Origin of the sequence: Pseudomonas parafulva, from assembly GCF_000800255.1 — a bacterium.
In the GTDB taxonomy this organism is placed as follows: Bacteria; Pseudomonadota; Gammaproteobacteria; order Pseudomonadales; family Pseudomonadaceae; genus Aquipseudomonas; species Aquipseudomonas boreofloridensis.
Window position 1 is genome coordinate 5074762 of record NZ_CP009747.1, and the last position, 12858, is coordinate 5087619.

General features: G+C 58.2%; 7 protein-coding genes, 2 tRNA genes and 2 rRNA genes. 6 read left to right on the top strand and 5 right to left on the bottom strand.

The window, feature by feature from the left end; translation table 11 throughout:
• Nucleotides 1–31 precede the first annotated feature (31 nt).
• The 5 genes from NJ69_RS22090 to NJ69_RS22110 all read right to left on the bottom strand — a co-directional run bounded on the left by NJ69_RS22090 (nt 32) and on the right by NJ69_RS22110 (nt 4810).
• Complete coding sequence (locus NJ69_RS22090) at nt 32–1387, bottom strand: 8-oxoguanine deaminase (protein WP_039583028.1); 1356 nt, start codon at nt 1385–1387, stop codon at nt 32–34.
• Between the two features lie 120 nt (nt 1388–1507).
• Nucleotides 1508–2194 carry an SDR family oxidoreductase gene (locus NJ69_RS22095; protein ID WP_039583029.1) on the bottom strand — a complete coding sequence of 229 codons (687 nt, stop codon included), beginning with the start codon at nt 2192–2194 and terminating at the stop codon, nt 1508–1510.
• A 365-nt stretch (nt 2195–2559) separates the two neighbouring features.
• On the bottom strand, nt 2560–3144 hold the full coding sequence (locus NJ69_RS22100; protein ID WP_039583030.1) for an IMPACT family protein: 585 nt from the start codon (nt 3142–3144) through the stop codon (nt 2560–2562).
• Between the two features lie 10 nt (nt 3145–3154).
• Nucleotides 3155–3820 (bottom strand): TetR/AcrR family transcriptional regulator, encoded by a 666-nt coding sequence (locus NJ69_RS22105; protein WP_039583032.1) that lies wholly within the window; start codon nt 3818–3820, stop codon nt 3155–3157.
• A gap of 72 nt (nt 3821–3892) precedes the next feature.
• Entirely contained in the window at nt 3893–4810 is a 918-nt protein-coding gene (locus tag NJ69_RS22110; protein ID WP_039583033.1) for a LysR family transcriptional regulator, read from the bottom strand.
• A gap of 118 nt (nt 4811–4928) precedes the next feature.
• Between NJ69_RS22110 and NJ69_RS22115 the strand changes: the two genes are divergently transcribed.
• The 6 genes from NJ69_RS22115 to NJ69_RS22140 all read left to right on the top strand — a co-directional run bounded on the left by NJ69_RS22115 (nt 4929) and on the right by NJ69_RS22140 (nt 12858).
• Nucleotides 4929–6275, top strand: coding sequence for an aspartate aminotransferase family protein (locus tag NJ69_RS22115; protein WP_029612533.1), 1347 nt, complete (start codon nt 4929–4931; stop codon nt 6273–6275).
• Nucleotides 6276–6340: 65 nt separating this feature from the next.
• Nucleotides 6341–7834, top strand: a complete 1494-nt coding sequence (locus tag NJ69_RS22120; protein ID WP_039583035.1) for a CoA-acylating methylmalonate-semialdehyde dehydrogenase — start codon at nt 6341–6343, stop codon at nt 7832–7834.
• 559 nt (nt 7835–8393) lie between these two features.
• Nucleotides 8394–9930, top strand: a 16S ribosomal RNA gene (locus NJ69_RS22125).
• Nucleotides 9931–10016: 86 nt separating this feature from the next.
• A tRNA-Ile gene (locus NJ69_RS22130) sits at nt 10017–10093 on the top strand.
• A 37-nt stretch (nt 10094–10130) separates the two neighbouring features.
• A tRNA-Ala gene (locus NJ69_RS22135) sits at nt 10131–10206 on the top strand.
• A gap of 254 nt (nt 10207–10460) precedes the next feature.
• Nucleotides 10461–12858, top strand: a 23S ribosomal RNA gene (locus NJ69_RS22140).
• Together the 16S and 23S rRNA genes with 2 tRNA genes alongside form the textbook arrangement of a ribosomal RNA operon.

The following is a 12858-nucleotide window of genomic DNA, read 5'->3' on the forward strand; positions in this document are numbered from 1 at the left end:
CCGGGGGCTGACTGGCAACCCCCGGCCAGGCTCAGCCGTTGATCAAGGCGGCGGCGGCCTGGCGGTGGTCGGCGATCAGCTTCTGCACATCCAGTCCTTCGATCTGGCCATCGATCACCCGCCATTGCCCGGCCACCATCACCCGGTCCGCTCGGTCTGCCGCGCACAGCAGCAAGGCCGAGAGCGGGTCATGGCTGCCGGAGAAACGCAGCTCGTCGAGTTTGAACAGTGCCAGGTCGGCCTGCTTGCCGACGGCCAGTTCACCGATGTCATCCCTGCCCAGCAATTGTGCCGAGCCCCGGGCGGCCCAGTTCAGCGCCCGCTGCGGGGTGATCTGTTCGGCGCCGTAGCGCAGGCGCTGCAGATACAGGGCCTGGCGCGCTTCGAGGAGCATGTTGGAGGCATCGTTGGAGGCCGAGCCGTCCACGCCCAGGCCCACGATCGCGCCAGCGGCCTCCAAGTCCGCCGTCGGGCAAATGCCCGAGGCCAAGCGCATGTTCGAGCTCGGGCAATGGCATACGCCGGTACCGGCGTCTGCGAGTCGGGCGATTTCCTCCGGGTTGAAATGGATGCCGTGGGCCAGCCAGGTGCGTGGGCCAAGCCAACCGACGCTGTCCAGATAGTCCACTGTGCGCAGCCCGAAGCGTTGCAGGCAGAAGTGTTCCTCGTCGAGGGTTTCGGCCAGGTGGGTATGCAGGCGCACGTCCAGTTCTTCGGCCAGGGCCGCGCTGGCGCGCATGATCTGCGGGGTGACGGAAAACGGTGAACACGGCGCCAGGGCGACCTGGATGCGCGCCCCGTCACCTCGCTCGTGGTAGCGGTGGATAAGTCGCTGGCTGTCGGCCAGGATGGTTTCGCCTTGCTGTACGGTTTGCTGCGGTGGCAGGCCGCCGTCAGCCTGACCCAGGCTCATCGAGCCGCGGGTAAGCATGGCGCGCATGCCCAGTTTGCGTACCACCTCGACCTGAATGTCGATGGCGTGCTCCAGTCCGTCGGGGAACAGGTAGTGGTGATCGGCAGCGGTGGTGCAGCCTGAGAGCAGCAGTTCGGCCAAGGCGACTTCGCTGGCCAATGCCAGGCTGGCTGGGGTCAGGCGTGCCCAGACCGGATAGAGGGTTTGCAACCAGGGAAACAACGGCTGATTGACCACCGGCGCCCAGGCCCGGGTGAGGGTCTGGTAGAAGTGATGGTGGGTATTGATCAGGCCTGGCAGCACCACGTGTTGGCGGGCATCGAAGACCTGCTCGCAGGGTTGTTCGGGCTGTTCGCCCAAGGCCAGCAGTTGGCTGATGCGACCGCTTTCGATGACCAGACCGCCACGGGCATCGGCGTGGTTGGCAGTAAAGATGGCGAGGGGAGATTTCAACCAGGTACGGGTGGCAGGCATGGCGCCGGCTCCTCTGAAAATGGGTTCAGGGTTAGCCAGCTCAGTGTTGTCCTGTCTGCTGATCCAGGTCCGCCGCAAGGCGAGGCATCGAGTCTACTGCCTCGCCCGGCGCCGTTCAATTCACCAGGTCAGGCTGTCGCCTTTGTAGTTGATGAAGTGCAGGCCGCCGTGGCCGCTCTGTGCGTTGATCTGGTCGAGCATGCCGCGCGTACTGGTGAACACGTCTATTTCGGCGTTCTCGCCGCCCATGTCGGTCTTCACCCAACCCGGATGCATGGCCACCACGCTCAAGTCGGAGCGCTGCAGCTCCACCACGAAGCTGTTGATCATCGAGTTCAAGGCGGCCTTGCTCGCCTTGTACAGGCAGATTTCATTACCGTCCGGGCTGGTCACGCTGCCCAGACCTGAGCTCATGAAGGCCAGCACGCCGGTGTTTTGCCGAATGTGCCCGACCAGGCGACGGGCCACGCGGATCGGTGCGACGGCATTGGTCATGAACAAGGCGCCAATGTCTTCGTTCTGAACGGCTTCCAGATCCTGGGGCAGAGGGCCCATGACGCCGGCGTTGATGAACACCAGGTCGAACGTTTCGCCCTGCAGCCGCTGCGTGAGGCCGTCGAGCAGGGTGGTGTCATTCATTTCCAGGGACTCGATGCGCACCCCCGCAACGTCGGCCAGAGCGCCGGGTTTGTGCGCGTCACGCACGGTGGCGGTGACATTCCAGCCGTCTTCGCGCAGACGTTGTACCAGGCCAAGACCCAGCCCGCGAGACGCACCGATGATGAGGGCATGTTTGCTGGTGGACATAGGAGCTCCAAGATCGTTTGAACGAAGGGCGCAGGATACCCCAGGCCAGCACTCGCAGGGCAGCAACGGCAAGTGATCAAAAAATGATCGAAGTTGCGCATGCCTTGTGCTCAAAGGGGTGCAGGCTATTCGCGCACCGCTTATCCACAGGCTGCTCCACAGTTATTGTGTGAAAGCAGTGTGGTATTGAACGGCTCGGTCGATGGGTCGGTTTGTGGATAAATACAGAGGGTTCAGTGGTTTGCGACTGTCATCAAATCGTGATCAAAATATGTACAGTTGGCTGCGGCCATTGCAGGACTAGGTCTGCAGTGAAATACCCCAAGCTTATCCACAGGCAGGCCAACAGTATTTGTGGGCAGCTTTCAGCAGCGCTCAAGGCGGATTCGGCCCCGGCTCAGGTCTGCCAACTGTTGAGCCAGGGTGCTGAGGTGCGCCTCGCCCAACGCCACGCGCAGATCGACGCCATTGGCGGTGAATTGTTCGTCCAGCACCAGACCCTCGACCTCACCCAGGCGCAGTTTGAGCAGGGCCAGCTCGCTGAACGTGCAACTGCAGTTGAATTGGCTGCGCTGCACCAGTTCGCGTTTCGGCGCCTGCTGCAGGCACTTGTTGGCGCCGCCGCCGTAGGCACGCGCCAGGCCACCGGTGCCGAGCTGAATGCCGCCGTACCAGCGGATCACCAGCACCACGACCTGATCGCAGTCCTGTGCCTCGATCGCGGCGAGGATGGGTCGGCCAGCGGTGCCGCCCGGTTCGCCATCGTCGCTGCTGCGGTACTGCGGGCCGAGTTTCCAGGCCCAGCAGTTATGCGTCGCGGTAGGGTCGCTGTGACGCTCGATGAAGGTCATGGCCTCGGCCACGCTGGTGATCGGGCCGGCGAGGGTGACGAAGCGGCTTTTGCGGATGTCTTCGCGTAATTCGCAGACGTCGAGCAGAGTTGAAGGCATAAGTTGGCGATCAGGCGGCCGCGGTGGTGATGCCGCAGCCTTTGAGAATGATGTGGATAAGATTGTTACTGGCGTCTTCCATGTCCTGCTTGGTCAGGCGGCTGCGCCCGGTGACCTGGCAGATCTGGGTGGCGAAGTCGGCATAGTGCTGGGTGCTGCTCCAGAGCAGGAAAATCAGGTGTACCGGATCGACCGGATCCATCTTGCCGGCCTCGATCCAGGCCTGGAACACGGCAGCGCGGCCGCGGAACCATTCGCGGTAGTCGGCACTGAAGTAATCGGTCAGGCATTGTCCGCCGCTGATCACTTCCATGGCGAAGATCCGCGAGGCCTGGGGATTGCGCCGCGAATACTCCATCTTGGTGCGGATGTACTGGTCCAGCGCCTGGGCCGGATCGTCCTCGACGCTCAAAGCGTTGAAGGTGCTGTCCCATAATTCGATGATATTGCTCAGCACCGCGATGTACAGGCCGAGCTTGTTAGTGAAGTAGTAGTGCAGGTTGGCTTTGGGCAGGTTGGCCTTCAGCGCGATGGTGTTCATGCTGGTGCCCTTGAAACCATGGCGGGCGAACTCGTCTTCGGCCGCCTGGATGATAGCCTGTTCGTTCTTCTGGCGAATGCGGCCGGCGGGTTTGCCCGAGGCGGAGAGGCGGTGCGCAGGGACTTCGAGTGTCATGGACGATTCCGTACAGGTTCTGTGGGCAACGGCTGTCGGACAGATTACCTGCCTGTGCAGAAGTGACAAGGGTTAGCGCGTTGTCGCCAGGCTTTCGAGAAAACTCTCCAATACCAGGTTGGGTCGACGTCCCTTGCGGGTGACCCAACTCAAGCTCAGGTCGTAGAAGCGCTCAGTGGGCTTGAGCGCACGCAAGCGCCCCTGCTGCACCCAGAATGTGGCGTAGTGATCGGGCAGGTAGCCAATGTAGCGTCCGGTCAGGATGAGAAAGGCCATGCCTTCGCGATCCGAGGCGCTGGCGGTGCAGTTCAGCGCTTGGTAGTGCGCCTGGATGTCGGCCGGCAGACGGAACGTCGGCGCGATGGCCTCCTGGGCATTGAGCCGTGGATCGTCGATCTGCTGATCGTCGGCATAGAACAGGGGGTGGCCCACTGCGCAGTAGAGCAGCGAGCGCTCGCTGTAGAGCGGCTGATATTCCAGGCCGGACAACGGGCTGGTCTGCGGTACCACGCCGACGTGCAGGCTGCCGTCCAATACGCCTTGCTCCACCTGGCTCGGCGCGATCATGCGGATCTGGATGCGCACGTCAGGACCGCGATCCTTGAGTTCGGCCAAGGCATGGGTGATGCGCATGTGCGGGAGGGTGACCAGGTTGTCGGTAAGACCGATGTTGAGCTCGCCACGCAGGTGCTGGTGCAGGCCGTTGACTTCGGTGCGGAATGTTTCCAGTGCACTGAGCAGTTGCAGCGCCGAGTGATACACCTCGCGGCCTTCCTCGGTCAGCGAAAACCCGGCACGTCCGCGCTGGCACAGGCGCAGGCCCAGGCGCTGCTCGAGGTCGTTCATTTGCTGGCTGATTGCCGAGCGACCGATGCCCAATACGTTTTCGGCGGCCGAGAAGCCGCCGCACTCGACCACGCTGCGGTAAATCTTCAGCAGGCGAATGTCGAAGTCGCTGACTTGGGCGAGGGGATCGGGGCGTCGGCTCATCTGTTTAGTCCGGGTCTGACTGAAGGTTAGAAATGTTGGCTTTTTCCGACTTTATCCTCATGCCAACGTAGCGGCAACAACACCCATCGTTGCCTATTCGTTTGCCGAGGAACCGCCGATGAACATGCCTGAAGCCGCGCCCACCGGTCTGGCCAGCCAGCTCAAGCTGGACGCCCACTGGATGCCCTACACCGCCAACCGTAATTTCCATCGCGATCCGCGCCTGATCGTCGCGGCTGACGGCAATCATCTGGTCGACGACAAGGGACGGCGCATCTTCGACGCACTTTCGGGCCTGTGGACCTGTGGCGCAGGGCACACGCGCAAGGAAATCGCTGACGCCGTGTCGCGCCAGATGAGCGTGCTCGACTACTCACCAGCCTTCCAGTTCGGTCATCCGCTGTCGTTCCAGTTGGCGGAAAAGATCGCCGAGCTGACGCCAGGCGATCTGAACCACACCTTCTATACCAACTCCGGCTCCGAATGTGCCGATACGGCGCTGAAGATGGTGCGTGCCTACTGGCGCCTGAAGGGCCAGGCCAGCAAGACCAAGATCATCGGCCGTGCCCGCGGTTATCACGGCGTCAACATCGCCGGTACCAGCCTGGGCGGGGTCAACGGCAACCGCAAGATGTTCGGCCAGTTGCTGGATGTCGATCATTTGCCTCACACCGTGTTGCCGGTCAATGCCTTCTCCCGAGGACTGCCGGAAGAGGGTGGTATTGCCCTGGCCGACGAGATGCTCAAACTGATCGAGCTGCACGATGCCTCGAACATCGCTGCCGTGATCGTCGAGCCGCTGGCAGGCTCTGCCGGTGTGCTGCCGCCGCCGAAGGGTTATCTGAAGCGTCTGCGTGAAATCTGCACCCAGCACAACATCCTGCTGATCTTCGACGAAGTGATCACCGGCTTTGGTCGTATGGGGGCGATGACAGGCGCTGAAGCGTTTGGCGTGACCCCGGACCTGATGTGCATTGCCAAACAGGTCACCAACGGCGCGATTCCAATGGGCGCCGTGGTCGCCAGCAGTGAGATCTACCAGACCTTCATGAATCAGCCGACCCCGGAATATGCGGTGGAATTCCCCCACGGCTATACCTACTCCGCTCACCCGGTAGCTTGCGCGGCCGGTATCGCGGCGCTGGACCTGCTGCAGAAGGAAAACCTGGTGCAGGCTTCGGCCGAGCTCGCCCCGCACTTCGAGCAGTTGCTGCATGGGCTCAAAGGCAGCAAGAACGTGGTGGACATCCGCAACTATGGCCTGGCTGGCGCGATTCAGATCGCTGCCCGCGACGGCGATGCGATCGTGCGTCCCTACGAGACTGCCATGAAGCTGTGGAAGGCTGGGTTCTATGTGCGCTTCGGCGGCGACACCTTGCAGTTCGGGCCGACCTTCAATACTCAGCCGCACGAACTGGACCGTCTGTTCGATGCGGTAGGCGAAACGCTGAATCAGATCGACTGATCTTTCCGACTTTGAGGACAGGCGCTTCGGGCGCCTGTCTTTCCCTTCTTTATCTGGAGTCTCGCATGAGCATCGTTCAGCACCTGATCAACGGTGAGCTGGTTTCCAAAGGCGGCCGTACCGCCGACGTCTTCAACCCCTCCACAGGGCAGGCCACGCGCAAGGTCGAATTGGCCAGTCGCGCGACCATCCAGGATGCCATCGACGCGGCCAAGGCCGCGTTTCCGGCCTGGCGCAACACGCCGCCGGCCAAGCGTGCCCAGGTCATGTTCCGTTTCAAGCAATTGCTGGAGCAGAACGAAGCCCGCATCTCGCAGATGATCAGTGAAGAGCACGGCAAGACCCTGGAAGATGCGGCCGGCGAACTCAAGCGCGGTATCGAGAACGTCGAGTTCGCCTGTGCAGCGCCGGAGCTGCTCAAGGGCGAGTACAGCCGTAACGTCGGCCCGAACATCGACGCATGGTCTGACTTCCAGCCGTTGGGCATCGTGGCGGGCATCACACCGTTCAACTTCCCGGCTATGGTGCCGCTGTGGATGTATCCGCTGGCCATCGTCTGCGGCAACGCCTTCATCCTCAAGCCGTCGGAGCGTGACCCCAGCTCGACGCTGTACATCGCGCAATTGCTGCAGGAAGCCGGGCTGCCCAAAGGCATTCTCAATGTGGTGCACGGTGACAAGGAAGCGGTGGACGCGCTGATCGAGGCGCCAGAGGTCAAGGCCCTGAGCTTCGTGGGCTCGACGCCGATCGCCGAGTACATCTATGCCGAAGGCACCAAGCGCGGCAAGCGTGTGCAAGCCTTGGGCGGGGCGAAGAACCACGCGGTGCTGATGCCCGATGCCGAACTGGACAACGCCGTCAGTGCCTTGATGGGCGCGGCCTATGGTTCGTGCGGCGAGCGCTGCATGGCGATTTCGGTGGCCGTGTGCGTGGGTGACCAGGTCGCCGATGCACTGGTCGCCAAGCTCGAACCGCAGATCAAGGCGCTGAAGATCGGTGCCGGTACCTCCTGTGGCCTGGACATGGGGCCGTTGGTCACCGCAGCGGCTCGCGACAAGGTCGTGGGCTACATCGACGATGGCTTGGCGGCTGGCGCCAAGCTGGTGGTGGACGGTCGCGGCTTGCGGGTGTCTGGCAACGAGGATGGTTACTTCGTTGGCGGTACGTTGTTCGATCACGTCACGCCCGAGATGCGTATCTATAAGGAAGAGATCTTCGGGCCGGTGCTGTGCGTGGTGCGGGTGAGCAGCCTGGAAGAAGCCATGCAACTGATCAATGAGCATGAGTACGGTAATGGCACCTGCATCTTCACCCGGGACGGTGAGGCGGCGCGCTTGTTCTGCGACGAGATCGAGGTGGGGATGGTCGGGGTCAACGTGCCGCTGCCGGTGCCGGTGAGCTATCACAGTTTCGGCGGCTGGAAGCGCTCGCTGTTCGGTGACTTGCATGCCTATGGGCCGGATGGCGTGCGCTTCTACACCCGTCGTAAGGCCATCACCCAGCGTTGGCCACAACGCAAGAGCCACGAGGCTTCGCAGTTCGCGTTTCCGAGCTTGTAATACTGCAGGTGAATAGCGGGGCGGCCGACAGGCCGCCCCGCTTTGTTTCAACTATTTGAATTTATTTGAAATTAAGCCTTGACCGCTGTTCAGATCCCCTTATAATGCGCCCCACTTCCGCAGCAAACGGAACGCGAAACTCCTTGATAATCAACGAGTTAAGCGAGTTCGGTGTGGTGCGAAGGGCTTCGATCCTCGGGTTGAAAGCGGTGAAAAAGGCAGTTGACAGCATCGTTTGGTGCTGTATGATTCGCCTCCCGCTACGAGCGATCGCAGTGAGTCAAGTGTTTGAAGCTAAACGAGTTTCTCGGAAAGAACTTCAAAATAAAGGCTTGACACGAAGTAAGGCTGCTGTAGAATGCGCGGCCTCGGTTGAGACGAAACGCTCTTAGCCAAACGCTCTTTAACAAATCGAATCAAGCAATTCGTGTGGGTGCTTGTGAGTATGGACTGATCGTCGCCTAGATTATCAGCATCACAAGTGGCCATGCGAGAAATCACATAGTCATTTGAGATTGCTGAGCCAAGTTTAGGGTTTCTTAAAAACCCAAGCAGTATTGAACTGAAGAGTTTGATCATGGCTCAGATTGAACGCTGGCGGCAGGCCTAACACATGCAAGTCGAGCGGATGAGAGGAGCTTGCTTCTCGATTCAGCGGCGGACGGGTGAGTAATGCCTAGGAATCTGCCTGGTAGTGGGGGACAACGTTTCGAAAGGAACGCTAATACCGCATACGTCCTACGGGAGAAAGCAGGGGACCTTCGGGCCTTGCGCTATCAGATGAGCCTAGGTCGGATTAGCTAGTTGGTGAGGTAATGGCTCACCAAGGCGACGATCCGTAACTGGTCTGAGAGGATGATCAGTCACACTGGAACTGAGACACGGTCCAGACTCCTACGGGAGGCAGCAGTGGGGAATATTGGACAATGGGCGAAAGCCTGATCCAGCCATGCCGCGTGTGTGAAGAAGGTCTTCGGATTGTAAAGCACTTTAAGTTGGGAGGAAGGGTTGTAGATTAATACTCTGCAATTTTGACGTTACCGACAGAATAAGCACCGGCTAACTCTGTGCCAGCAGCCGCGGTAATACAGAGGGTGCAAGCGTTAATCGGAATTACTGGGCGTAAAGCGCGCGTAGGTGGTTTGTTAAGTTGGATGTGAAAGCCCCGGGCTCAACCTGGGAACTGCATCCAAAACTGGCAAGCTAGAGTACGGTAGAGGGTGGTGGAATTTCCTGTGTAGCGGTGAAATGCGTAGATATAGGAAGGAACACCAGTGGCGAAGGCGACCACCTGGACTGATACTGACACTGAGGTGCGAAAGCGTGGGGAGCAAACAGGATTAGATACCCTGGTAGTCCACGCCGTAAACGATGTCAACTAGCCGTTGGAATCCTTGAGATTTTAGTGGCGCAGCTAACGCATTAAGTTGACCGCCTGGGGAGTACGGCCGCAAGGTTAAAACTCAAATGAATTGACGGGGGCCCGCACAAGCGGTGGAGCATGTGGTTTAATTCGAAGCAACGCGAAGAACCTTACCAGGCCTTGACATGCAGAGAACTTTCCAGAGATGGATTGGTGCCTTCGGGAACTCTGACACAGGTGCTGCATGGCTGTCGTCAGCTCGTGTCGTGAGATGTTGGGTTAAGTCCCGTAACGAGCGCAACCCTTGTCCTTAGTTACCAGCACGTTATGGTGGGCACTCTAAGGAGACTGCCGGTGACAAACCGGAGGAAGGTGGGGATGACGTCAAGTCATCATGGCCCTTACGGCCTGGGCTACACACGTGCTACAATGGTCGGTACAGAGGGTTGCCAAGCCGCGAGGTGGAGCTAATCTCACAAAACCGATCGTAGTCCGGATCGCAGTCTGCAACTCGACTGCGTGAAGTCGGAATCGCTAGTAATCGCGAATCAGAATGTCGCGGTGAATACGTTCCCGGGCCTTGTACACACCGCCCGTCACACCATGGGAGTGGGTTGCACCAGAAGTAGCTAGTCTAACCTTCGGGGGGACGGTTACCACGGTGTGATTCATGACTGGGGTGAAGTCGTAACAAGGTAGCCGTAGGGGAACCTGCGGCTGGATCACCTCCTTAATCGAAGACATCAGCCTGCTGATGAGCTCCCACACGAATTGCTTGATTCATTGTGAAAAGACGATGCTGTAACGCGACCCTGTTATAGGTCTGTAGCTCAGTTGGTTAGAGCGCACCCCTGATAAGGGTGAGGTCGGCAGTTCAAATCTGCCCAGACCTACCAATTACTTGGTGCGGCCTACGAGATGTAGCAGATACACGGGGCCATAGCTCAGCTGGGAGAGCGCCTGCCTTGCACGCAGGAGGTCAGCGGTTCGATCCCGCTTGGCTCCACCACCTTTGTACAGCACTGTTAGAACTCAGAAATGAGCATTCGCGCGTCGTGTTGACGCCGCGTTGGAATGTTGATTTCTGGCTTTTGCCAGATCGTTCTTTAAAAATTCGGATATGTGATAGATACAGACTGATGACCAGTTTCACTGCTGGAAATCAGGCTGAGGTAAAATTTGTGAGTTCTGCTCGAAAGAGCGACGTGCGAATTTTCGGCGAATGTCGTCTTCACAGTATAACCAGATTGCTTGGGGTTATATGGTCAAGTGAAGAAGCGCATACGGTGGATGCCTTGGCAGTCAGAGGCGATGAAAGACGTGGTAGCCTGCGATAAGCTTTGGGGAGTCGGCAAACAGACTGTGATCCAGAGATCTCTGAATGGGGGAACCCACCTAGGATAACCTAGGTATCTTGTACTGAATCCATAGGTGCAAGAGGCGAACCAGGGGAACTGAAACATCTAAGTACCCTGAGGAATAGAAATCAACCGAGATTCCCTTAGTAGTGGCGAGCGAACGGGGACCAGCCCTTAAGTTGATTTGAGATTAGTGGAACGCTCTGGAAAGTGCGGCCATAGTGGGTGATAGCCCCGTACACGAAAGTCTCTTTTCAATGAAATCGAGTAGGACGGAGCACGAGAAACTTTGTCTGAACATGGGGGGACCATCCTCCAAGGCTAAATACTACTGACTGACCGATAGTGAACCAGTACCGTGAGGGAAAGGCGAAAAGAACCCCGGAGAGGGGAGTGAAATAGAACCTGAAACCGTATGCGTACAAGCAGTGGGAGCCTACTTTGTTAGGTGACTGCGTACCTTTTGTATAATGGGTCAGCGACTTATATTCAGTGGCGAGCTTAACCGAATAGGGGAGGCGTAGCGAAAGCGAGTCTTAATAGGGCGCTTAGTCGCTGGGTATAGACCCGAAACCGGGCGATCTATCCATGGGCAGGTTGAAGGTTAGGTAACACTGACTGGAGGACCGAACCGACTACCGTTGAAAAGTTAGCGGATGACCTGTGGATCGGAGTGAAAGGCTAATCAAGCTCGGAGATAGCTGGTTCTCCTCGAAAGCTATTTAGGTAGCGCCTCATGTATCACTGCTGGGGGTAGAGCACTGTTTCGGCTAGGGGGTCATCCCGACTTACCAAACCGATGCAAACTCCGAATACCAGCAAGTGCCGAGCATGGGAGACACACGGCGGGTGCTAACGTCCGTCGTGAAAAGGGAAACAACCCAGACCGTCAGCTAAGGTCCCAAAGTCATGGTTAAGTGGGAAACGATGTGGGAAGGCTTAGACAGCTAGGAGGTTGGCTTAGAAGCAGCCATCCTTTAAAGAAAGCGTAATAGCTCACTAGTCGAGTCGGCCTGCGCGGAAGATGTAACGGGGCTCAAACCATGCACCGAAGCTACGGGTATCACCTTTGGTGATGCGGTAGAGGAGCGTTCTGTAAGCCTGTGAAGGTGAGTTGAGAAGCTTGCTGGAGGTATCAGAAGTGCGAATGCTGACATGAGTAACGACAATGCGAGTGAAAAACTCGCACGCCGAAAGACCAAGGTTTCCTGCGCAACGTTAATCGACGCAGGGTTAGTCGGTCCCTAAGGCGAGGCTGAAAGCGTAGTCGATGGAAAACAGGTTAATATTCCTGTACTTGCAGTTATTGCGATGGAGGGACGGAGAAGGCTAGGCCAGCCTGGCGTTGGTTGTCCAGGTTTAAGGTGGTAGGCTGAAATCTTAGGCAAATCCGGGATTTCAAGGCCGAGAGCTGATGACGAGTTGCCTTTAGGCGACGAAGTGGTTGATGCCATGCTTCCAAGAAAAGCTCCTAAGCTTCAGATAACTGGGAACCGTACCCCAAACCGACACAGGTGGTTAGGTAGAGAATACCAAGGCGCTTGAGAGAACTCGGGTGAAGGAACTAGGCAAAATGGCACCGTAACTTCGGGAGAAGGTGCGCCGGCGAGGGTGAAGGACTTGCTCCATAAGCCCATGCCGGTCGAAGATACCAGGCCGCTGCGACTGTTTATTAAAAACACAGCACTCTGCAAACACGAAAGTGGACGTATAGGGTGTGACGCCTGCCCGGTGCCGGAAGGTTAATTGATGGGGTTAGCGCAAGCGAAGCTCTTGATCGAAGCCCCGGTAAACGGCGGCCGTAACTATAACGGTCCTAAGGTAGCGAAATTCCTTGTCGGGTAAGTTCCGACCTGCACGAATGGCGTAACGATGGCGGCGCTGTCTCCACCCGAGACTCAGTGAAATTGAAATCGCTGTGAAGATGCAGTGTATCCGCGGCTAGACGGAAAGACCCCGTGAACCTTTACTATAGCTTTGCACTGGACTTTGAGCTTGCTTGTGTAGGATAGGTGGGAGGCTTTGAAGTGGGGACGCCAGTTCTCATGGAGCCATCCTTGAAATACCACCCTGGCAACCTTGAGGTTCTAACTCAGGTCCGTGATCCGGATCGAGGACAGTGTATGGTGGGTAGTTTGACTGGGGCGGTCTCCTCCCAAAGAGTAACGGAGGAGTACGAAGGTGCGCTCAGACCGGTCGGAAATCGGTCGTAGAGTATAAAGGCAAAAGCGCGCTTGACTGCGAGACAGACACGTCGAGCAGGTACGAAAGTAGGTCTTAGTGATCCGGTGGTTCTGTATGGA